Source organism: Paenarthrobacter sp. NyZ202 (assembly GCF_049860755.1).
Lineage (GTDB): Bacteria > Actinomycetota > Actinomycetes > Actinomycetales > Micrococcaceae > Arthrobacter.
On sequence record NZ_CP187556.1, the window covers coordinates 283142 to 302796 of the forward strand.

Consider the following 19655-nt stretch of genomic DNA (forward strand, 5'->3'; position numbering starts at 1 on the left):
GGAGTGCCCCGACCGCCGCTTTGTTGTTTGTCAGTTGATGGGTGTTGGTGGTTGTTCGCCGCCGAGCACGGCGAGGGTGTTGGTGGCTGCGAGGACGGCCATGGCGGTGCGGGTTTCCACCGTGGCGGATCCGAGGTGCGGGACGAGGGTGACGTTGTCGAGTTCGAGGAGCCAGGGGTGGACCTTGGGTTCGTTTTCGAAGACGTCCAGGCCTGCGCCGGCGATCTGGTTTTCGCGCAGTGCGGTGGCGAGGGCTGCTTCGTCGATGATGGGTCCGCGTGCGGTGTTGACCAGGTACGCGGTGTCCTTCATGGCTGCGAGTTGCTCGGGTCCGATGAGGTGGTGGGTGTTCGGTCCGTACGGGCAGTGCAGGGAGACGACGTCGGAGATGGCCAGCAGTTCGTCGAGTTCCACGCGTCGGGCGCCGAGTTCGGCGGCGATGGCGGGGTCGATTTCGCTGCGTGACTGGTAGACGATTTCCATGCCGAAGGCTTTGGCGCGGCGTGCGGTGGCTTGACCGATGCCGCCCATTCCCACGATGCCGAGGGTTTTGCCTTGCAGGCTGGAGCCGAGCAGGAAGAACATTCCCCATTTCCACGGTTGGCCGGCGCGGATGAGCCGTTCACCTTCGCCGAGGCGGCGGGTGGCCATGAGGATGAGCCCGAACGCGATGTCCGCGGTGGCTTCGGTGAGCACTCCGGGGGTGTTGGTGGCGGTGATGCCGCGTTCGGTGCAGGCCGGGACGTCGATGTTGTCGTAGCCGACGGCGACGTTGGAGACGACTTTCAGTTGCGGGCCGGCGGCGTCGAGCAGTTCGGCGTCGACGCGTTCGGTGAGGAGGCTGACGATGGCGTCAGCCCCGGCGACGCGGCGGAGGAGTTCTTCGCGGCTGATGGACCCCTCGCCTTCCCAAGCGAGGACGTCGTGGTTGGCGCGGAGGTTTTCGAGGGCGGCTTCGGGGATGCGCCCCGTGACGACGACGCGGCTCATGCGTTTGCGATCCATTCACGCAGGCGGCCCAGGCCCTCTTGGATGGCTGGTGTTTCGATGCCGGAGTAGGCCAGCCGGATGTACTGGCGGTCTTCGCCGGGCAGGCGGCGGCCGAAGTGCTCGCGGGTGCAGAAGGACACACCGGTCTTGTACAGGGCGTCGGAGGCGAAGTCGCCCACAGCGGTGTACCCGAGTTTCTGCATGGCTTCAGTGACGTCCGGGAACAGGTAAAACGTGGACTGCGGAACGGCGACGCTCATGCCGGGGATGGAGTTGACGATGTCGCAGGCGGCGTCGCGGCGGCCCTTGAGGATGTCAAGCATGTCCTGGACGGGTTCCTGCGGGCCGCGGAGGGCTTCGATGCCGGCCCACTGGACATAGTGGGTGGTGCAGGATTCGTCATTGGTGTTCAGGGTGGACAGGACCTGGGCGATCTCCTTGGGCGCGACGGCGCAGCCCAGGCGGGAACCGGTCATGGCGAACTTCTTGGAGAACGTGTACAGGATGACGGTGCGCTCGGCCATGCCCGGAATGGAGGTGATGGAGGAGGAAACACCTTCGTAGCGGGTCTCGAAGTACGCCTCGTCGGAGAGGACCCAGAGATCGTGTTCGATCGCGATCCGGGCGATTGCCTCACGCTCGGCGGCGGTGGACTCGGCCGAGATCGGGTTCTGCAGGTCGTTGTAGATGATCGCCGTGGTGTTCGGCGTGATCGAGGCCCGGACCTGGTCCAGGTCGATCGCGAAGCCCTTGTCTGTGGGCACGTAGCGGTAAGGCACGGCCGTGCCGCCAAGGTACTCGATCTGGGATTCGTAGATCGGGAAGCCCGGGTTCGGGTACAGCACTTCCTCGCCCGGGTTCATGACCGCCTGCAGGAACTTGGTGATCACGGGCTTGCCGCCGGTCATGACCACCACGTTCTCCGGGGTGAATTCGATTCCGCGGCGCGATCCGATGTCCTCGGCCAGCGCTTCGCGCAGCTGCGGGATGCCCGGGCCGGGGCAGTACCCGGTGTAGCCATCGGTGATCGCCTTGTTCATGGCCTCGATGATGTGCGGTGCGGTGGGAATGTTGATGTCACCGAGGTGGAAGGGGTAGACCAGGTTGCCCTTCGCCTTCCACGCAGCGGCGGCCTGCGCGACGCTGAAAGCAGTTTCAGTGCCAAGTCGTTCGAGCCGGTGTGCGAGTTTCTGCATATGCGGTATAACTCCTCGTCGAGCTGATCACGCCAGCAGCGTGAAGTACGCAACTAGTATATTAGTGATGTATTAGGCTGTCTACGGTTTCCATAACTTTTCGCGCGGCCCCCGCGTCGCTGCCCCGCGCCGCTTTCGCGCGGCCTCCGCGCCGGCCCTGTAATGGCCCCTGCCCAACCCCCTCGCCGCCGTTGCACAGAGTTTTGACCCGCGGCTGAGACAGTTTGGAAACGTCGTCGAAACGTCCGCTCCCTACGCTGGCAGCAACCGTCCCCGGTGATCCCCATGTTGTAGGAGAACCATGCACCTTTTGCCGCGTGAGCAGGAAAAACTCATGATCGTGGTGGCCGCCGACCTCGCCCGGCGCCGCCAGGCCCGCGGGCTCAAGCTCAACTACCCCGAAGCCGTCGCCGTCATCAGCTACGAGCTGATCGAGGGTGCCCGCGACGGGCGGACCGTAGCTGACCTCATGAGCTTCGGGACCACGGTGCTCGCCCGCGACGAGGTCATGGAAGGGGTTCCCGAAATGATCCACGACGTCCAGATCGAGGCCACCTTTCCGGATGGCACCAAGCTCGTCACCGTCCACAACCCCATCCGTTAGGAGCAGCCATGATTCCCGGTGAATACCGGCTCGGCCCAGGATCCATCGAATGCAACAGCGGACGTGAGGCGATCGTCGTCGAGGTCGTCAACCGCGGCGACCGCCCCGTCCAGGTGGGCTCCCACTTCCACTTTGCCGAGGCCAACCGTGCCCTTGAGTTCGACCGCCACGCCGCGCACGGCCGCCGCCTGGACATCCCTGCCGGGACCGCGGCCCGTTTTGAACCCGGCGACCGCCGGACCGTCAACCTGATCACGATCGCCGGAAGCCGCGAGGTCTACGGCCTCAGCAATGCGGTCAACGGAAAGCTCGACGGCGGCACCCACCTTAAGGGGGACGCGCAGTGAGCTTCCAGCTTCCACGGCGGCAATACGCTGAGCTGTACGGCCCCACCACAGGTGACGCCATCCGGCTCGCCGACACGGAACTGTTCCTCGAGATTGAGCACGATTACACGGTGCACGGGGAAGAGGTGGTGTTCGGAGGCGGCAAGGTCATTCGCGACGGGATGGGACAGAACGGCCAACTGACGCGCGACGGTTCCGGTTCCGGCGACGGTGTGCCGGATACCGTCATCACCAACGTTGTGGTTCTGGACTACACGGGGATCTACAAGGCTGACGTTGCCCTCAAGGACGGCCACATCTTCAAAATCGGCAAAGCGGGCAACCCGCAGATCACCGACGGCGTGGACATCATCATTGGATCGAGCACGGAGATCATCGCCGGTGAACGCAGGATCCTCACTGCCGGTGGCATCGACACCCACATCCACTTCATCTCGCCGGAGCAGGTACCCGCGGCGCTGTGCAGCGGAGTCACCACCATGGTGGGCGGCGGCACCGGACCCGCCGAAGGGACCAAGGCCACCACCGTCACACCGGGTGCGTGGCACATCTCCCGGATGCTGCAGGCCGCTGAAGGTCTGCCCGTCAATATCGGCCTGTTCGGGAAGGGGCACGCATCCGCCGTCGAACCGCTGGCGGAGCAGATCCGCGCCGGTGCCGTGGGGCTTAAAGTCCACGAGGACTGGGGGTCCACCACGTCCTCCATCGACATGTCCTTGCGGGTTGCCGACGAATACGACGTGCAGGTGGCCATTCACACGGACACGCTCAACGAGTGCGGATTCGTCGAAGACACCATTCGCGCAATCGATGGACGCGTGATCCACACCTTCCACACCGAAGGCGCAGGTGGAGGCCACGCCCCGGACATCATCAGGATCGCAGGCCTGCCGCATGTCCTTCCGGCCTCCACCAACCCCACCCTGCCGTACACGAAGAACACCATCGAAGAGCACCTGGACATGCTCATGGTGTGCCACCACCTCAACCCCGACATTCCGGAAGACGTGGCCTTCGCTGATTCCCGGATCCGGGCAGAGACCATCGCGGCCGAAGACGTTCTTCACGATCTGGGCATCTTTGCGATCACCTCGTCCGACTCCCAGGCCATGGGCCGCGTGGGTGAAGTGGTCACCCGGACCTGGCAGGTGGCGGACGCGATGAAGCGCCAGCGCGGGGTGCTCCACGACCCCTCCGGCACGGTGCACGGTTCGCCGGACAGCGACAACTTCCGGCTCAAGCGCTACGTGGCCAAGTACACCATCAACCCCGCCATTGCCCAGGGCATGTCGGAGGTCATCGGCTCCGTCGAAGAGGGGAAGTTCGCCGACCTGGTGCTGTGGGACCCTGCATTCTTCGGGGTGAAGCCGGAACTTGTCATCAAAGGTGGGCAGATCGCATACGCCCTCATGGGCGACTCGAACGCCTCCATCCCCACACCGCAGCCCCGCACCATGCGGCCCATGTTCGCTACTTACGGCAAGGCCGTGCAGGAAACGTCCATCACGTTCCTGTCCCAGGCCGCCATCGACGCCGGCGTCCCCGCGCAGCTCGGCCTTGAGCGCATCGTCAGGCCCGTCCGCGGTATCCGGACGCTGCGCAAAGCTGACCTGAAGCACAACGGCGAAACCCCGGACATCGCCGTCGACCCCGAAACCTACAGCGTGAAGGTGGACGGCGTGGACGTCACGTGCGAACCATCCGATGTACTGCCCATGGCCCAACGCTACTTCTTGTTCTAGGAGCTACCGTGATCATCGAAAAAATCCTGGGCAACCTGCATGAACTGCCGCCGGAAACCTATGCAGGGCACCATAAGGAGAAGGTGGTGCTGCCCAGCAGCCTGCTGGTCAAGCGCATCCAGCGCGTGACCACAGACCACGGCAAGGAACTGGGCATCCGACTTCGCGCCGGCTCGGGGGACCTGCGCGACGGCGACATCCTCGCCATGGAGGACACGAACCTCATTGTCATTTCCGTCCTGCCTACCGACGTCCTGGTCATCTCACCCCGGACCATCCACGAGATGGGCGTTGTGGCACACTCGCTGGGCAACCGGCACCTGCAGGCGCAGTTCTTCGACGCGTCCTCCGAGTACGCGGCAGAGGTCATGGTCTGCCAATACGACCACACCGTGGAGGACTACTTGAAGCACGTCGGCGTGCCCTACCAGAGGCAGGAACGGGTGATGCCGGTGCCATTCCGCCATGCAGGGCACACGCACTGACTACCAATTGGCCCTCCAGCAGCTGACTGATTCGGCGCTGCCCACCGGGGCGTTCGCCCATTCCCTGGGGTTTGAGACCTACATCGACCGAGGGGTCGTCCGGGATGAGTTGACCTTTTCGACCTGGTTGACGGTGTTTGTCAGGCATCAGTTGGTTTACACGGACGGGCTGGCTGTCCGCCTCCTCTATGAGGGCGGGGACATCGGCGTGCTGGACGGGATGCTGACCGGCTGCTTGTTGGCGAAGGAGGGCCGGGAAGCCTCCATCAAGATGGGTGGGCGGCTGCTCGACATCGGGACCGAGGTCTTCCCCTCCCCGGAGCTCGACGCCTACCGCTCGCTGGTCCGGGAGGATCGGGCGGCGGGCCACCAGCCCCTGGCGTTCGCCGTCGTCGCGCGCTCCCTCGGCGTGCCCCTGCGCGAGGCGCTGGCCGCCTACTTCTTCGCCACCGCCACCTCACTGACCCAGAACGCCGTCCGCGCCATCCCGCTCGGCCAGAACGCCGGGCAGCGGGTACTTCGGCACGCGCACGACGCCGTTGCTGCCGCCGTCGACGCTGTACCCCACTTGGGCTGGGACGACTTCGGCGCGGTCATCCCCGGCCTCGAAATTTCACAGATGCAGCACGAACGGCAACGCGCCCGCATGTTCATGAGCTAACGCAGGAGGACACATGACAGAACCCATCATCATCGGCGTCGGAGGGCCCGTCGGAGCCGGCAAGACCCAGCTCGTGGAGCGGATCACCCGCCACATGAGCGGCGACACCTCCATGGCCGCCATCACCAACGACATCTACACGATCGAAGACGCCAAGATCCTGGCCGCCAACGGCATCCTGCCCGAGGACCGCATCATCGGCGTCGAAACCGGAGGCTGCCCCCACACCGCCATCCGCGAAGACACCTCCATGAACACCGCCGCCATCGAAGAACTCAAGCAACGCCACCCCGACCTGCAGGTGATCTTCGTCGAATCCGGCGGCGACAACCTTTCCGCCACCTTCAGCCCGGAACTCGTGGACTTCTCGATCTACATCATCGACGTCGCCCAGGGCGAAAAAATCCCCCGGAAAGCCGGGCAAGGCATGATCAAGTCCGACCTGTTCATCATCAACAAGACCGACTTGGCGCCGCACGTGGGGGCGGACCTGTCCATCATGGAGCGCGACTCCAAGGAATTCCGGGGCAACAAGCCGTTCTGCTTCACGAATTTGAAGACCGATGAGGGGTTGGGGGAGGTCCTTGGCTGGATCAAGCGGGACGTCCTGATGCTCGATTTGGCGCAGTGAGCACAGTAGCGACAGCCGCAAGGGGCGAACTCAGGCTGGGGATCGTCGAGCGGGGTGGGAAGTCCGTTGCTTCGCGGCAGTTCCACGAGGGAGCTTTACGCGTGTTGCGGCCGCACTACCTCGACGATAGTGGACAGGTTTGTTATGTCGTGGTCAATCCTGGCGGGGCTTATTTGGGCGCGGATTTGTTCCTTGTTGAGGTGGACGTGGGGGACGGGGCTGAGTTGCTTCTGACCACGCAGTCGGCCACCAAGGTTTACAGGACTCCGGGGTCGTTTGCTGAGCAGCGCATGACCGTCCGTTTGGGGGAGGGGGCCCGGTTGGAATTGGTGCCGGACCAGTTGATCGCCTACCGGGAGGCCAGCTACAGGCAGGTTTCGCACATCAGTGTCCACCCGTCGTCGAGCCTTGTCATGGCGGAGGTCATCACGCCGGGGTGGTCGCCGGACGGCGGCGCGTTTGGCTTCGAAGAGATCCGGCTCCGCAACGAAATCCGGGTGGAAACGCAACAGGGCAGCAGGCTGTTGGCTTTGGACAACGTGCTTATCAGGCCGCCCCTGGTGGACGTCACAGGATTGGGGTTCATGGAGGGATACAGCCATCTGGGTTCACTGGTGGTGGTCGACCCGAGGGTGAACCAGGGGCTGGCTGACCTACTGCATTCGGTGGCCCGTGATTTTGATGCCTGTTCCGGTGTTTCATTGACCATGGGCACTGCCGGGACCCGGGGGCTCGTCTTGAGGTCGTTGTCCAACAGCACCGGGGAACTGAACCGCTTGCTGGGTGCTTGTACCGGGCTGCTGCGCGAGCGCTGGTATGGGCAGGCGCCCTTGAACTTGAGGAAACACTGATGAGCGCTCTGACCGGATTCACCACCCTGTACCGGGAACGGGATGCCCTGTCCTTCCGCACGAGGCTGTTGTTCACGTTCGGTGCGGTGGCCGCTTTGCACGGTGCCGCCGTCGTACTTCTGCTGCTGGGCTCCGCCGGTGGTGCGGAGCCGCTGGCGTTGGGGCTTGTGGTCACCGCCTACCTGGCGGGCGTCAAGCACAGCTACGACTGGGACCATATCGCAGCGATCGACAACTCCACCCGGAAGTTCGTGGCACAGCGGAAGGACCCGGTGAGCGTCGGGTTCGCGTTCAGCCTGGGTCACAGTTCCGTGGTGGTTCTGGCCGGGCTGCTGGTGGTGGCCGGGGCATCGATGATCGGGCAGCTCATGGAGGATGGCACAACCGGGAACATGGTGCTGGGGATGATCGGCGGCGGTGTTTCGGGACTGTTCCTGCTGGCCATGGGACTGTTCAACGGTTCGGCGTTCCTGCGTGCCCTGAAGGTTTACCGAAGCGCGCAGGAAGGTGCCGCAGTCCGGGAAGAAGACCTGGAGGCCAAGGGTTTCGTGGCCAGGCTCCTGGCCAAACCTTTGGCGCGGGTGGAGCGGCCGCGGAACATCTACGTCATTGGTTTCCTCTTCGGGCTGGGGTTCGACACCGCCACTACCATCGGGCTGCTGCTGATCACCACGACGGCGACCCTCGCCGGAGTCCCGCCGCTTGCCTTGATGGCGTTGCCGCTGGCCTTCACGGCTGCCATGACGCTGTGTGATTCCGTGAACGGCGTGGCGATGATGCGCATGTACCGTTCGGCTATCGCGGATCCGCAGCGGAAGCTCGGCTTCAACGCGGTGATCACGGGCATTTCCGCGGTCTCGGCGCTCTTCATCTCGGTGATCACCCTGGGCGGTTTGGCAAATGCAGCGTTTGGCCTGGACGATCCCGTGACCGCGTGGTTGGGCGCACTGGATCTGGGTGACGCGGGCCTGGTGTTGGTCGGGTTGTTCGTGATCGTGTGGGCCGTCTCGGCGTGGCGCGGCCGGACCAAGCCCGCCGTCTGACCTGCCCGCCCTGTAACCCTTGTCCCGCCCTATGTCCCCTGCCCAACTAGGTCGCAGTTAAGCGCGTTTAGAGCCCTCAAAACGCGCACAACTGCGACCCAGTTGGGTGAGCCGGGGCTAGGAGGCCGCTACCGCGTTGAACAGTTCCGTGGTGTCCACGCCAAGGTCCGGAGTGTCCAGAACGTTGGTCAGGAACACCACGCACCTGTCCTGCTCCGGGAGCATCCACCACTCCGTGCCCGCCCACCCCGGGTGGCCGTAGATTCCGTTGGCCAGGAGCTCCGATTCGTACGCGGGCATCTGGAAGCCCAGCCCTGTGTGGCGGCGGGGAGACTCAAGGATGCTGATGAACGGCACGCCCGTGGTCCGCGGCCGACGCATCGCCGCCAACGTAGCCGGCTGGACGGCCTTGCCTGAGTCACGGAGCAGTTCAGTGCCCAGGTTGAGGAGATCCGCTGCCCTTCCGAACAGGCCCGCCCCGGGGTGCCGGTTCTTGTACATCGCGTGAACGTTGAGGCTGGGCTCGCTGTCCACATGGACAGTGTGCGGATTGCAATCGGAGTCGAAGGTAAGCCCGCCTGCGCCGGTGTCGTCAGCCAAGGCCTGGACCTGGGCTTCGAACGGACGCCCGGCGGCCCACTCAGCCATGGCGGCAGCCCCTTCGAACGCCAGGTTGCAGTACTGCACCAGCGAACCCGCGTAAAAGGTTTGCCCTGCGGCCATGAGGGAATCACGCAGGGGAGTGACGTCGTCGATCTTCGGGTCGGTGATACCGGACCGGTGGCTCAGCAGGTGCTCCAGCGTGACGGTGTCCGTACGGCTGGCGCCGAAACCCTGCACTGCGGCGGACAGCGGCGTCCCCAACGCCAGCCGGCCAAGCTCTACGTTGCGCATTACCGTCAGCGCAGTGATGGGCTTGGTGACGGAGAACAACGCAAAGTGGTCCTCCGTGGACGCCGGGCGGCCATCGTCGCTGCCGAACGCCACGATGTCCTCAATGCCGCGGCTCGACGAGACGCCCAGCACAGCCACCGGAACGCGTCCGGTGTCCACTTGCCTGCGTGCCCAGTCAGCGGCCGGTCCCATAGTCACCATGGTTGTTGACTATACGTCGGAGACGGTCGCTTCCGCAGAATTTTCTGGGCGCGTGTAACCGCGGAAGGGGGGCCGGAAACTATATGGGTATCCTGCAGTTCCGGGCTCTATTTATCAGGGGGAATCGTGCTTTCCGAGCGCGAACTGGCGTTTATCGCCATTCACAAAGACAGCTACCCAGCCGTCTTCAGGTTTGTTGGCCGACGCGTTGAGTCGTTGGAGGTGGCGGAGGAAATTGCCGCCGATGTATTCCGGGTGGTCTGGCAGAAGTGGTCGGACAATACCCGGCCCGAGCTCGGCTACTTGCTCGGGATCGCCCGCAACCTGGTGGGTAACGCCTACCGCAGCCGCGAGCGTCAGTCGGCACTCCAGGAAAAACTGCGGACGACGGCGGTCCAACGCTTTGGTCCCGACTCCGGCAACGCGATGGTCCAGGACGCCATGGACCGCCTGCGTGGGCAGGACCGCGACATCCTTCAGCTGGCTTACTGGGACGGACTGGGCCCTGCCGAAATAGCCGGGGTCCTCCAGTGCAGCGAGTCGGCCGCCAAGGTCCGCCTGCACCGCGCCCGCAAAGCCTTCCAAAAACAACTGCCTGCAGGTTCCGCATCCGCTACAGAAAAGTTGGGGGTCTGACATGGATCCGATCAAGAACCAGATTGCCGCAATCGACCCGTTCAAACCGGGAACGGAGCCGGATGGGCAGGAAGCGCTGCACCGGATGCTGTCAGGCTCCACGATGTACAGCGACACCAAACCGCTGCGGGGTGTCCCCTCGCTGGAGGATCGTCGGCGGCGGAAGGCCCGGATCGCGGGCGGCCTGCTCTTAGGGGCAGCGGCCGTGACGGCGGGCGTGCTGGTGGCTGCCAACTTCGGCCAGGTCAGTTCCACTCCTGCGCCGGCGGTCACTATGGAAACCAGCACGCCGTCACCCACGGTGTCGGTCACTGCCGCACCCACCCCCACGCCTTCGGCAAGCACGACGCCGGAGCCCACCCAGGTGCCGACGCCCACCGTGCCGGCAGTGGCCACCACAGTTCCGGTAGTTCCCCCGGTCCAGGCGCCAGCGTTCAAGACATTTACCTTTCCGGACGGCCACTTGTCCTTCACGTACCCGTCAGATTGGACGGTTAAGACCGGGCAGGGGGCCTACCTGACGGAGGAAACGAAGGCAGGTGCCGTGAACGCGACCATCATGGACAGTTCCGGTGCGGAGGTGGCCTTTGTAGCCAGCGGCTCCTACGGCGGAGGAACGGGCGGGTGGGTCAGAAGGACTGTCCTGGACAAGGCTGTGGTCCCTGGACTTACAGACAGCTCGGGACGGGCTACGGAGTTTGGATTCGCTTCGGACATCATCCTGCCCCACACCAGCCAAGGCCTGCCGACTCCTACAGAGTCCTGGTCGGAGAGCAGCGCCTACTATTTCATGGATGTTCGTATTGCAGGGGAGTTCAAAGACGGTGAGATGGGCTCGGGTCCACCGCTGGTCATGACGCCAAGCCTTTTCATGACTGCACGTGTGTTGTTCGACTACGAGAAGCAACCCACCTTCGCCACCCCCGCGGCAGCGAAGGCCTGGATGGGCACCCAACAGTATGCGCAACTCAAGGAGATGCTGATGAGCCTGAGTTACAAATAGGCCGGATCGAGCGGGCCCGCAGCCGCTTTTCCGTTGTGCTGCGGGACCCGCCCTTACCATGCTGGTCAATTGCATACCACCGTGCAGAAACCTTGTGCATTTGCCTATAACAAACGTCTTGGGAGTTTCATAGGGTTGAGGAGATCTGCTTCACACCCGCAGAGCCAGAACTACCAAGGACGAGTTTCAACGATGAAGAGCATCGCCCTCCTGCGCGAACGAGCCACCCGCGTCATGCCCACTGGTTCCCACTGCCCGGCTTCGGGTGTATGGAGCCCGGACTCCGAACCGGACGCAGTCCAGGTGTTCCCCGAAGGCCACGTCCTTCCGGCCCACAATGGCGTACCGACGGTGTGGCGCCGCCGGGTCTCCGCCGACGTCACGGCATGACCCGGGCCACCCTGGGCAGGCCCGAGGACTACCAGCACGTCCCGGCATCGGAATGGACCAGCCTGAAAACGGGCGACCCCGTCTGGATCTACGACGTCGCCTGGGGTGCCGGGACCGGCCGGGTGGACGATGTCTCCCAGCACCAGGAACTCCTCTGGGTCATCCTCGAGCCCACCGGTCGCAAGCTCATCTGCGGCACCGACGACGTTGAGGTCTGGGCCGCCTGAAACACCACCGAGATGGCATTAGGTGCCAATGTTTGAGCGGAGCATTGGCACTTAATGCCATCTCGGCGGGTTTAATGGGCGGTCATGAGGAAGCTCGGTGAGCCGGTTTCCACCCTGCTGACGGGTCCGTCCGGAAGGCCGGTCTGCGGATCCAGCCTGTAGCTGACCACGTCATCGGACCCCTCGTGGGCTACAAAGAGCCACTCGCCGTGGACCAGATGGTGGCGCGGCCAGTCCCCGCCGCTGGGCACGTCCGCCAGCGGTTCCAGCGCGGTTCCGCCGTCAATCACTTTCAGGATGCAGATGCGGTTGGAGCCCCGCACGCCCACATAAGCGAACCGGCCGTCAGGCGAGAGGGCAATCTCGGCCGCAGCGTCGCCGTCGAACGCTTTGTTCACGCTGGCGGGGACGATCGCGGTGAGTTCGTAAACCCCCTGCGGCTCGGCGCGGATTGCGGCTACCTCAACGGAGTACTCGGTGTCGATGAACACCGTGCCGCTGGGATGCCGGACCATATGCCGGGGGCCTGAGCCCTTGGGCAGCACCACCTGGTGGTCAGGCACCAAACCCGTTCCCTTCTGGTAGCGCCACACCCGCACCAGATCGTGGCCGAGGTCCGTGGTGAGTATCCGGCCATCCGGGAGCATGTGGCTCGAATGCGCCCTGCTGGGGCGCGGGTCATCGGTGGGGCCGGTCTGGTGAGGGTCGACGGCGGCTTCCGCGCACGTGCGCGAGGTGATGGCGCCGTCGTCGTCAAGTTCGTAGAGGACCACCTGGCCATCACCCCAGCAGGTGGCAATGATGAAGCGCCCGTGGGGATCGGCAGCGACGTGGCACGTGGCCTCGCCCGAGTGCCAGGCCTTGCCCATGGGTTCCAGTTCAGCGGTCCGCGTCCGCCGGTAGGCCTGGACTACCTGGCCCTCTTCGGCGACCGCATAGATGACCGGCAGGGTGGGGTGCTTGGCCAGGAAGGACGGAGAATCGGCGGCTGCAGCGAGACCCAGCGATGTCAGTTTTCCATCCGAGTCCACGCTGATTGCGCCGATCCCTTTGCCGTTGGCGTTGCGGTCTGCAGTGTATGAGCCGGTCCAGATAAGCGTGTTCATGATCAGTGCCCCTGTACGTCCGAGTCCACGCCGGCGTCTGGCCCGGCGTCGAGGGTTTGCAGTCCGGTGAGATCCTCCTGGTCCAGCTGGAAGTCGAAGATGTCCAGGTTCTCTTCCATCCGCTGGGGATTGGAGGTCTTGGGAATGGCCACGAGTCCCTGCTGGATGTGCCAGCGCAGGACCACCTGGCCCGGCGTCTTCCCATGTTTGTGGCCGATTCCCGCCAGGACGGGGGCGTTCAGGAGGTCGCTCCTGGCGCCCAGGGGACTGTAGGACTCGGTGACGATCCCGTGGTTGCCGTTGAAGGCGCGGGCGGCCGGACGGGGAATGGACGGGCTCACTTGGATCTGGTTGACCGCAGGCACCACCTCGGTTTCGCGGAACAGTCGGTCAAGATGGGTGGGCTTGAAGTTGGAGACGCCGATTGAACGGACCTTCCCCGAGGCCTGCAGTTCCTCAAAAGTCTTCCATGTTGAGATGTACTCGCCGCGGCGGGGCAGGGGCCAGTGGATCAGCAACAGGTCCACGTAATCCAGGCCGAGGCGCTTCAGGGAGCCGTCAAGGCCGGCGACGGCTTTGCCGGAGCCTTGGAACTCACCGTTGAGTTTGGTGGTGATGAACAGTTCGTCCCTGTCCACGCCGCTGTTCCGGATTCCATTGCCCACGCCGGTCTCATTGCCGTACTTCACAGCGGTGTCGATGTGGCGGTATCCGCGCGAGACGGCTTCAGCTACAGCCTGCGCAACCTCTGCGTCATCCAGGGGCCAGGTGCCCAGGCCCAGTTGCGGGATTTTGTGGCCGTCGTTGAGTTCCACGAGCGGGGCTTGGGCCATGGGCGCGATCTCCTTCTAGCTGGGCGAAGTGGCTGTGCGTATTAGCTGTGGCGAAAAAAGAAAGGTTCCTTGCTTTTCTACGCTGGTGAAGCGGTACTTGGCAACAATTGACGCTGCGACCACTGGTAGAGGCGGTCGCTCAGCTCCATGTGGTCATCCTTCACCACCTGAAGTTCCGGGTGCTGGTCGTGCCATTCCACAATCTCCCGGGCGCCATCCGCAAACGGGATCGTGGCCCGGTAATCCGGTACCAAAGCCTTGATCTTGGAGTTGTCAAAGACCACGGAATGGGAACGGTCACCCAGCAGGTTGGGCCCAAGCTCCGGGGCGTGGGCCGCAATCGTCTCCGAGGAAACATGGAAGAGCTCGGGATCCGGAACACCAGCAGCGCGGGCAAACAAGCGGAACACCTGGTCCCACGGCAAATATTCGTCCGAAGTAATGGTGTAACTCTCGCCAATGGCCTGTGGCCGACCCAGCAAACCGACAAAGGCCTTGGCAAAGTCACGGCTGTGGGTCAATGTCCAAAGCGACGTGCCATCGCCGTGGACAAGGACAGGGAGTCCGGCCCGCATCCGGTGGATGTCCGTCCAGCCACCCAGCATGGCGATCTTGGTCCGGTCATAGGTATGGGATGGCCGGACCACGGTCACGGGAAAGTCCTGCTCGCGGTACGCCTCATAGAACAGCTCTTCACAGGCGATCTTGTCCCTGGAGTACTGCCAGAACGGGTTCTTGAGGGGCGTGGACTCCCGGATCGGCAGGGTGGTTGGCGGTTTCTGGTACGCCGAAGCGGAACTGATGAAGACATACTGCCCCGTCCGCCCGCGGAACAACTCCAAGGCCGTGCGAGCCTGCTCCGGAGTGTAGGAGATAAAGTCCGCAACGGCGTCGTACTCCTGTGCACCAAGTACCCCACGTACCGCCGCGGCGTCGCGGATATCGGCGTGCAGGATCTCTACACCTTCGGGAACCGGTCTCCCGGTTGACCGCCCTCGGTTGAGGATGGTCAGCCGGTGGCCCAGTGCGACGGCGCGTTCAGCCGCCGCCGCACTGATGACGCCCGTCCCGCCGATGAACAGGATGTTGCTCACCAGGCGTAGTCTTCCGGAGCGGTGCGATGGCCCGGGAAAATGTCATCCAGCCGTTTGAGCGCATCTTCATTCAGCGTGACATCCAGGGCGCGGATGGCCGAGTCCAGCTGTTCCTGCGTGCGGGGACCGACGATCGGTGCCGTCACCGCCGGCTGGTGGAGCAGCCAGGCCAGTGCGACATCGCCGGGTGCGTGTCCCAGTTCGTCGGCAAAATCCTCGTACTGCCGGATCTGGTCCTCGTGCTTCTTCAGGGTCTCCAGGGCCCGGCCTTCCGTGCGGCGGACGCCCTGTTCCTCCTGCTTGAGGACACCACCCAGCAGGCCGCCCTGCAGCGGTGACCAGGGAATCAGTCCAAGACCGTAGTCCTGGGCTGCGGGGATGACCTCCAGCTCCAACTCCCGGCGGAAGAGGTTGTAGATGGACTGCTCGCTGACCAGCCCGGTGTAGTTGCGGCGTCGTGCAGCCTCCTGGGCCTGGGCAATGTGCCAACCGGCGAAGTTGCTGCTGCCCGAATACAGGATCTTGCCCTGTTGGACCGCGACCTCTATCGCCTGCCAGATCTCGTCCCACGGAGTATCGCGGTCGATGTGGTGGAACTGGTAGATATCGATGTAGTCGGTCTGCAGGCGCTTCAGGCTTGCATCCAGCGCTCGCCGGATGTTCAGTGCAGACAACTTGGATTCATTGGGGCGGTCGGTCATGGTGCCGTAGAGCTTGGTGGCAATCACGGTCCGTTCGCGCCGCCCCTCGCCCTTGGCGAACCAGCGGCCGATGATCTCCTCGGTCCAGCCGCGGTGCTCGGTGCCGCCGTAAACATTGGCGGTGTCAAAGAAGTTGATGCCCGAACCCAGGGCGGAGTCCATGATCGAGTGCGAGGCCTCTTCTTCGGTCTTGGGGCCGAAGTTCATGGTGCCCAGGCAGAGGCGGGAGACTTTGAGGCCGGAACGGCCGAGGTGCGTGTACTGCATGGTGGTGGGTCCTTCGCGTTGAGGGTCAGAGCTGGGTAAAGGCCGCGACGGCGGGATCGGAACCAATGCGGGCTCCCGCCTCCAGGGCGGTGATGGCGGCGAGCTCGGATTCCGTGAGGGTGAGGTCCGCCGCGCCGAAGTTCTCCCGCATGCGTGCCGAGTCTGCAGACTTGGGAATCACGATCGTTCCCTGGGCGAGGTGCCAGGCGAGGATCACCTGCGCCGGGGTGGTTTCATGGGCTGCTGCGACCAAGGCGACGGCCTCCGCGTTCAGGTCCTTGCCCTGTCCGAGGGGGCTGTATGCCTCCACGGCGATTGTCAGGTCGCGGCACTTGTTGGCAAGCTCAGCCTGCTGGAAGGTGGGGTGAAGCTCGATCTGGTTCACTGCCGGGACAACGTCGGCCTCGCGGAGCAAAGTGTCCACATGGTCGGGCAGGAAGTTGGAGATGCCGATCGCCCGGATCTGCTGGTCCTGGTAGAGCTTCTCCATTTCCTTCCAGGCCTGGGTGTAGAGGCCCTGCGATGGGACCGGCCAGTGGATCAGGTACAGGTCAACAACGTCCAGGCCCAGGGCGTCACGGCTGCGCTGGAAAGCGTCGTAAGCTTCGGCCTGCTCGCCGTTACGAAGCTTGGTGGTGACGAAGAGCTCCCCGCGGGGGATGCCGGAAGCCGCAATGGCAGCCCCCACGCCGGCTTCGTTGCGGTAGGCGGCAGCTGTGTCGATGTGCCTGTATCCGGCTTCGAGAGCGTCTTCCACCACCTTTTGCGTCTCTTCCGGAGGCACTTGGAAGACACCGAATCCGAGCTGGGGAATGGTGACGCCGTTGTTCAAGGTCAGCTCTGCCATGAGGGTCTCCTTAAGAGGTAGAAAGTGTGGTCCTTCCGAATCCACGGGGCAACCGGTGGGCGGTCTGTGTGAAAGCGTTTTCGGACGGCTCTTTCATGAGCCTATTCAGTTTTGTGCACGGAGTCAGCAGTTCTGCCTGATTCTGTTTTTCCTAGGTCTGCCAGTCCTACCCACTGGTGTGGTTTTGGCAGGCCAGGGGCGGCAAAATGGACGGATGGGTCAAAGCGCTGAGTTCGGCAAGTTCCTCAAAGCCATGCGGGCCAGGCTCTCTCCCGAGGACGCCGGGGCGACAGAGTCCGGCGGTTCCCGCCGCGTACCCGGGCTCCGCCGCGAAGAGGTGGCCAGGCTGTCCGGCGTGAGTACGGACTATTACACCCGCCTTGAGCAGGGCAGGAACATCCACCCTTCCAAAGCGGTGCTTGAGTCGGTCTCGCGTGCACTGCGGCTGGACACCGGTGAGCACGCGCACATGATGGACCTCCTGGAGCACTGTGCAAGTTCTGCCGCCAACCCCGGCCCCGCGCAAAAAGTGAGGCCTGCCCTGCGGCAGTTGCTGGACGCCGTCGGGGATGTACCTGCCATGGTGCTCGGAAGGCGGGCCGACGTCCTGGCCGCCAACCGCATGGCCAGCCTGCTGCTGACGGATTTCTCCTCCATGCCGGCAACCGAACGGAACCTCACCCGCTGGACGATCCTCGACGACGCCGCGCGGGACCTTTTCCGGGACTGGAAAACGGTGGCCGCGGAGGCAGTGGGGTCCTTGCGCATGGATGTCGGACGGCACCCCAACGATCCCCGGACCAACCAGCTGGTGGGCGAGCTTGCCGTGCACAGCGAGCATTTCCGCCAATGGTGGGCCGGGCACCGGGTCGCCACCCGCTCCGCCGGTATCATCCGGCTGCACCACCCGGTGGTGGGGGACCTGGAACTGAACTTCGAGACGCTCGGTCTCCCGGACGATCCCGACCAGCTGCTGAGGGTGTATTCCGCGAAGGCCGGCTCGCCGTCGTCGGACGCTTTGACGCTGCTCAGCAGCTTCGGCGGCGTGGCCACCCAGGCCGAGGTCCCCGAGCCCGCCCGCCGAGATTACAGTTGATGCCAATGTTTGCTGAAAACATTGGCATCAACTGTCAATTCGGCGAAGGGCGGGGCGGGTAGCTCAGCGTTCCAGTCTGAAGCCAAGCTTGATGGTGACCTGCCAGTCGGCAACCGCGCCGTCCTCAAGGTGGCCACGGATTTCCTTGACTTCAAACCAGTCCAGGTGCCGCAGCGTCTGCGAGGCGGTCGCGATGCCATTCCTGATGGCGTCATCCACACCCTCGGTGGAAGTTCCTACAATTTCGGAAACGCTATATGTGTGGCCAGCCATGGTGCTCCTCATCAACGTCTTAGGAATCTTTGGAAAGGTAAATCAGACCCGCCAGGCAGGTCGTCCATGCAGACTAGCCCACGGATTACCGTGCGGCCAGAGCTTGGCGGGGCCTAGCTTTCCCGCCAGTCATTGCCCGTAATATGCGAGCCGGCCTGCGGCCCCATCTGGAGCATCCCGCCGTCCACGGGCCAGGAAGCGCCGGTGACGTAGCTGGACTGCGGGGATGCCAGGAAGGCGATGACGGCGGCGATTTCGCGGGCATCACCGGGGCGTCCCAGGGGCACGCCGGGGCGTTCCTTCTGCCGCGGATCCTCATCTTCCTGGCCCGTCATGGGCGTTGCGATTTCGCCAGGGGCCACGTTGTTGGCGGTAATCCCGTGCTCGGCAAGTTCCAGGGCCATGGTCTTGATCAGCCCGCCCAGTCCATGCTTGGAGGCGTCGTAGGCCGACGCCCCCACGCGCGGCTGGAATTCGTGCACGCTCGTGACGGCGATGATCCGGCCACCTCTGCCGGCCTGGACCATGCGCTTGGCCGCGGCCTGCATCGCCACGAACGCCCCGTTGAGATTGGTGTCCAGGGTGGACATCCAGGTGGCGTAGTCCAGTTCCAGGAACTTGGTGCCGTCGCCTGTGCCCGAGTTGTTGACGAACACATCCACGCCGCCCAGTTGGTCGGCCAGCTGGTTCACGGCGGCGGCAGTCTCCGCCGCTTTGGTGGTGTCGAGTTGCTGTACAACGGCCTTGCGCCCCAGGCTGCGGACCTCTTCGGCGGTTTCCTCGGCGCCCTGCTGGTCCGAATGCCAGGTGATGCCCACGTCCAGGCCTGCCTTGGCCAGGGCAACGGCGGTTGCCCGGCCGATGCCTGAATCCGATCCTGTGACAATGGCGGTTTGCGGTGAAAACTCTGGGTCGCTCATGATCTTGCCTTCCGGTCAGTGATCGTTTTCGATGATTTACCCTTACCCGTATCGGCGCACCGTAAACACACTGACGGGAGGGATCCCTGGCGGGCGTGATGGCGTGTAAATTGCTGTGGAGCACCACCCATGAATCCATCAATGAGGAGAACTCATGCCAGAAGTAATCGTTGTCGGCGTTGACAACAGTGAAACAGCCAAGCGTGCGGCCGTGGCAGCAGCCAAGCTGGCTACTGCGCTCGGCGCCGAGTTGCACGTCATCAGCGGTTTCTCCGATGACCGCATCGAAGAATTCGGCAGTGGCAGCGACCGCATTACGGTTTCTTCGGCGGACTCCGCAGAGTACGTGGCGCGTAAGGTTTCCGAAGACCTGGACATCCCCGGCAACAGCGTTAAGTACTACGCCGCCCGGGGCACTCCGGCGAACGCCCTCATCAACTACGCGGAGACGCACAACGCCTCCTTGATCGTGGTGGGCAACAAGCGGATGAAGGGCCTGGGCCGCGTCCTGGGCAGCATCGCGAACAGCGTGGCCCACGGGGCGCCGTGCGATGTGTACATCGTGAACACGGAAGTGGACGCCTAAGCACCCAAGTAGGTCGCAGTTGAGCGCGTTT

At 63.9% G+C, this 19655-nt stretch carries 24 protein-coding genes; 14 read left to right on the plus strand and 10 right to left on the minus strand.

Going from position 1 to position 19655, the window contains the following annotated elements; translation table 11 throughout:
- Window positions 1-30: 30 nt before the first annotated feature.
- Both ACPFL9_RS01375 and ACPFL9_RS01380 read right to left on the minus strand, forming a co-directional pair.
- Window positions 31-990, minus strand: a complete 960-nt coding sequence (locus ACPFL9_RS01375) for a 2-hydroxyacid dehydrogenase (RefSeq protein ID WP_426005356.1) — start codon at window positions 988-990, stop codon at window positions 31-33.
- Window positions 987-2186, minus strand: a complete 1200-nt coding sequence (locus ACPFL9_RS01380; RefSeq protein ID WP_426005357.1) for a pyridoxal phosphate-dependent aminotransferase — start codon at window positions 2184-2186, stop codon at window positions 987-989. Before ACPFL9_RS01380 ends, ACPFL9_RS01375 begins: the two co-directional genes overlap by 4 nt.
- A 301-nt stretch (window positions 2187-2487) precedes the next feature.
- On the opposite strand from ACPFL9_RS01380, the gene ACPFL9_RS01385 reads away from it, so the two are divergent.
- Genes ACPFL9_RS01385 through ACPFL9_RS01420 form a run of 8 tightly spaced genes read left to right on the plus strand, consistent with a single transcriptional unit; the run spans window position 2488 to window position 8550 of the window.
- On the plus strand, window positions 2488-2790 hold the full coding sequence (locus ACPFL9_RS01385; protein WP_426005358.1) for an urease subunit gamma: 303 nt from the start codon (window positions 2488-2490) through the stop codon (window positions 2788-2790).
- A gap of 8 nt (window positions 2791-2798) precedes the next feature.
- Window positions 2799-3137, plus strand: a complete 339-nt coding sequence (locus ACPFL9_RS01390) for an urease subunit beta (protein ID WP_426005360.1) — start codon at window positions 2799-2801, stop codon at window positions 3135-3137.
- Window positions 3134-4879 carry an urease subunit alpha gene (gene ureC / locus ACPFL9_RS01395; protein WP_426005362.1) on the plus strand — a complete coding sequence of 582 codons (1746 nt, stop codon included), beginning with the start codon at window positions 3134-3136 and terminating at the stop codon, window positions 4877-4879. Before ACPFL9_RS01390 ends, ureC begins: the two co-directional genes overlap by 4 nt.
- Before the next feature lie 8 nt (window positions 4880-4887).
- Window positions 4888-5364: an urease accessory protein UreE gene (gene ureE, locus ACPFL9_RS01400; RefSeq protein WP_426005364.1), complete on the plus strand. Its 477-nt coding sequence runs from the start codon at window positions 4888-4890 to the stop codon at window positions 5362-5364.
- On the plus strand, window positions 5345-6025 hold the full coding sequence (locus ACPFL9_RS01405; RefSeq protein WP_426005366.1) for an urease accessory protein UreF: 681 nt from the start codon (window positions 5345-5347) through the stop codon (window positions 6023-6025). Before ureE ends, ACPFL9_RS01405 begins: the two co-directional genes overlap by 20 nt.
- A gap of 13 nt (window positions 6026-6038) precedes the next feature.
- The gene (gene ureG / locus ACPFL9_RS01410) at window positions 6039-6656 is read left to right on the plus strand and encodes an urease accessory protein UreG (protein WP_426005368.1); all 618 of its coding nucleotides are present in this window, start codon (window positions 6039-6041) and stop codon (window positions 6654-6656) included.
- On the plus strand, window positions 6653-7507 hold the full coding sequence (locus tag ACPFL9_RS01415) for an urease accessory protein UreD (RefSeq protein ID WP_426005370.1): 855 nt from the start codon (window positions 6653-6655) through the stop codon (window positions 7505-7507). Before ureG ends, ACPFL9_RS01415 begins: the two co-directional genes overlap by 4 nt.
- Window positions 7507-8550 carry a HoxN/HupN/NixA family nickel/cobalt transporter gene (locus ACPFL9_RS01420; RefSeq protein ID WP_426005372.1) on the plus strand — a complete coding sequence of 348 codons (1044 nt, stop codon included), beginning with the start codon at window positions 7507-7509 and terminating at the stop codon, window positions 8548-8550. Before ACPFL9_RS01415 ends, ACPFL9_RS01420 begins: the two co-directional genes overlap by 1 nt.
- A gap of 117 nt (window positions 8551-8667) precedes the next feature.
- Here ACPFL9_RS01420 and ACPFL9_RS01425 read toward each other — a convergent pair whose 3' ends face one another.
- Window positions 8668-9645, minus strand: a complete 978-nt coding sequence (locus tag ACPFL9_RS01425) for a serine hydrolase domain-containing protein (protein WP_426005374.1) — start codon at window positions 9643-9645, stop codon at window positions 8668-8670.
- A gap of 126 nt (window positions 9646-9771) precedes the next feature.
- Here ACPFL9_RS01425 and ACPFL9_RS01430 point away from each other — a divergent pair, with 126 nt between their 5' ends.
- The 4 genes from ACPFL9_RS01430 (at window position 9772) to ACPFL9_RS01445 (ending at window position 11901) form a co-directional block, all read left to right on the plus strand.
- Window positions 9772-10281, plus strand: a complete 510-nt coding sequence (locus tag ACPFL9_RS01430; protein WP_426005376.1) for an RNA polymerase sigma factor — start codon at window positions 9772-9774, stop codon at window positions 10279-10281.
- A 1-nt stretch (window position 10282) separates the two neighbouring features.
- Complete coding sequence (locus ACPFL9_RS01435) at window positions 10283-11284, plus strand: hypothetical protein (protein WP_426005378.1); 1002 nt, start codon at window positions 10283-10285, stop codon at window positions 11282-11284.
- A gap of 192 nt (window positions 11285-11476) precedes the next feature.
- Complete coding sequence (locus ACPFL9_RS01440; RefSeq protein ID WP_347109223.1) at window positions 11477-11674, plus strand: hypothetical protein; 198 nt, start codon at window positions 11477-11479, stop codon at window positions 11672-11674.
- On the plus strand, window positions 11671-11901 hold the full coding sequence (locus ACPFL9_RS01445) for a hypothetical protein (protein ID WP_426005380.1): 231 nt from the start codon (window positions 11671-11673) through the stop codon (window positions 11899-11901). The genes ACPFL9_RS01440 and ACPFL9_RS01445 overlap by 4 nt, the downstream gene beginning before the upstream one ends.
- A gap of 71 nt (window positions 11902-11972) precedes the next feature.
- Here ACPFL9_RS01445 and ACPFL9_RS01450 read toward each other — a convergent pair whose 3' ends face one another.
- The 5 genes from ACPFL9_RS01450 to ACPFL9_RS01470 form a co-directional block, all read right to left on the minus strand.
- On the minus strand, window positions 11973-13007 hold the full coding sequence (locus tag ACPFL9_RS01450; protein ID WP_426005382.1) for a lactonase family protein: 1035 nt from the start codon (window positions 13005-13007) through the stop codon (window positions 11973-11975).
- A gap of 2 nt (window positions 13008-13009) precedes the next feature.
- Window positions 13010-13840 carry an aldo/keto reductase gene (locus tag ACPFL9_RS01455; RefSeq protein WP_426005384.1) on the minus strand — a complete coding sequence of 277 codons (831 nt, stop codon included), beginning with the start codon at window positions 13838-13840 and terminating at the stop codon, window positions 13010-13012.
- Window positions 13841-13917: 77 nt separating this feature from the next.
- Window positions 13918-14934, minus strand: coding sequence for an NAD-dependent epimerase/dehydratase family protein (locus ACPFL9_RS01460; RefSeq protein WP_426005386.1), 1017 nt, complete (start codon window positions 14932-14934; stop codon window positions 13918-13920).
- Entirely contained in the window at window positions 14931-15902 is a 972-nt protein-coding gene (locus ACPFL9_RS01465; protein WP_426005388.1) for an aldo/keto reductase, read from the minus strand. The genes ACPFL9_RS01460 and ACPFL9_RS01465 overlap by 4 nt, the downstream gene beginning before the upstream one ends.
- A gap of 25 nt (window positions 15903-15927) precedes the next feature.
- Window positions 15928-16749: an aldo/keto reductase gene (locus ACPFL9_RS01470; protein WP_426005390.1), complete on the minus strand. Its 822-nt coding sequence runs from the start codon at window positions 16747-16749 to the stop codon at window positions 15928-15930.
- Between the two features lie 214 nt (window positions 16750-16963).
- Between ACPFL9_RS01470 and ACPFL9_RS01475 the strand changes: the two genes are divergently transcribed.
- Window positions 16964-17845 (plus strand): helix-turn-helix transcriptional regulator, encoded by an 882-nt coding sequence (locus ACPFL9_RS01475; protein ID WP_426005391.1) that lies wholly within the window; start codon window positions 16964-16966, stop codon window positions 17843-17845.
- 63 nt (window positions 17846-17908) lie between these two features.
- Here ACPFL9_RS01475 and ACPFL9_RS01480 read toward each other — a convergent pair whose 3' ends face one another.
- Together ACPFL9_RS01480 and ACPFL9_RS01485 are read right to left on the minus strand one after the other, a co-directional pair.
- Window positions 17909-18118, minus strand: a complete 210-nt coding sequence (locus ACPFL9_RS01480) for a dodecin (protein WP_426005392.1) — start codon at window positions 18116-18118, stop codon at window positions 17909-17911.
- A 113-nt stretch (window positions 18119-18231) separates the two neighbouring features.
- Complete coding sequence (locus ACPFL9_RS01485) at window positions 18232-19038, minus strand: SDR family oxidoreductase (protein WP_426005393.1); 807 nt, start codon at window positions 19036-19038, stop codon at window positions 18232-18234.
- Window positions 19039-19192: 154 nt separating this feature from the next.
- Here ACPFL9_RS01485 and ACPFL9_RS01490 point away from each other — a divergent pair, with 154 nt between their 5' ends.
- Window positions 19193-19624, plus strand: a complete 432-nt coding sequence (locus ACPFL9_RS01490; RefSeq protein WP_426005395.1) for a universal stress protein — start codon at window positions 19193-19195, stop codon at window positions 19622-19624.
- Window positions 19625-19655 lie beyond the last annotated feature (31 nt).

What these genes read in the sequence shown, in the direction of transcription:
- ACPFL9_RS01375 (WP_426005356.1), bottom strand. Translation starts at nt 990, where the DNA reads ATGAGCCGCGTCGTCGTCACGGGGCGCATCCCCGAAGCCGCCCTCGAA.
- ACPFL9_RS01380 (WP_426005357.1), bottom strand. Translation starts at nt 2,186, where the DNA reads ATGCAGAAACTCGCACACCGGCTCGAACGACTTGGCACTGAAACTGCT.
- ACPFL9_RS01385 (WP_426005358.1), top strand. Translation starts at nt 2,488, where the DNA reads ATGCACCTTTTGCCGCGTGAGCAGGAAAAACTCATGATCGTGGTGGCC.
- ACPFL9_RS01390 (WP_426005360.1), top strand. Translation starts at nt 2,799, where the DNA reads ATGATTCCCGGTGAATACCGGCTCGGCCCAGGATCCATCGAATGCAAC.
- ACPFL9_RS01405 (WP_426005366.1), top strand. Translation starts at nt 5,345, where the DNA reads ATGCAGGGCACACGCACTGACTACCAATTGGCCCTCCAGCAGCTGACT.
- ureG (WP_426005368.1), top strand. Translation starts at nt 6,039, where the DNA reads ATGACAGAACCCATCATCATCGGCGTCGGAGGGCCCGTCGGAGCCGGC.
- ACPFL9_RS01420 (WP_426005372.1), top strand. Translation starts at nt 7,507, where the DNA reads ATGAGCGCTCTGACCGGATTCACCACCCTGTACCGGGAACGGGATGCC.
- ACPFL9_RS01425 (WP_426005374.1), bottom strand. Translation starts at nt 9,645, where the DNA reads ATGGTGACTATGGGACCGGCCGCTGACTGGGCACGCAGGCAAGTGGAC.
- ACPFL9_RS01435 (WP_426005378.1), top strand. Translation starts at nt 10,283, where the DNA reads ATGGATCCGATCAAGAACCAGATTGCCGCAATCGACCCGTTCAAACCG.
- ACPFL9_RS01440 (WP_347109223.1), top strand. Translation starts at nt 11,477, where the DNA reads ATGAAGAGCATCGCCCTCCTGCGCGAACGAGCCACCCGCGTCATGCCC.
- ACPFL9_RS01445 (WP_426005380.1), top strand. Translation starts at nt 11,671, where the DNA reads ATGACCCGGGCCACCCTGGGCAGGCCCGAGGACTACCAGCACGTCCCG.
- ACPFL9_RS01450 (WP_426005382.1), bottom strand. Translation starts at nt 13,007, where the DNA reads ATGAACACGCTTATCTGGACCGGCTCATACACTGCAGACCGCAACGCC.
- ACPFL9_RS01455 (WP_426005384.1), bottom strand. Translation starts at nt 13,840, where the DNA reads ATGGCCCAAGCCCCGCTCGTGGAACTCAACGACGGCCACAAAATCCCG.
- ACPFL9_RS01465 (WP_426005388.1), bottom strand. Translation starts at nt 15,902, where the DNA reads ATGCAGTACACGCACCTCGGCCGTTCCGGCCTCAAAGTCTCCCGCCTC.
- ACPFL9_RS01470 (WP_426005390.1), bottom strand. Translation starts at nt 16,749, where the DNA reads ATGGCAGAGCTGACCTTGAACAACGGCGTCACCATTCCCCAGCTCGGA.
- ACPFL9_RS01475 (WP_426005391.1), top strand. Translation starts at nt 16,964, where the DNA reads ATGGGTCAAAGCGCTGAGTTCGGCAAGTTCCTCAAAGCCATGCGGGCC.
- ACPFL9_RS01480 (WP_426005392.1), bottom strand. Translation starts at nt 18,118, where the DNA reads ATGGCTGGCCACACATATAGCGTTTCCGAAATTGTAGGAACTTCCACC.
- ACPFL9_RS01485 (WP_426005393.1), bottom strand. Translation starts at nt 19,038, where the DNA reads ATGAGCGACCCAGAGTTTTCACCGCAAACCGCCATTGTCACAGGATCG.
- ACPFL9_RS01490 (WP_426005395.1), top strand. Translation starts at nt 19,193, where the DNA reads ATGCCAGAAGTAATCGTTGTCGGCGTTGACAACAGTGAAACAGCCAAG.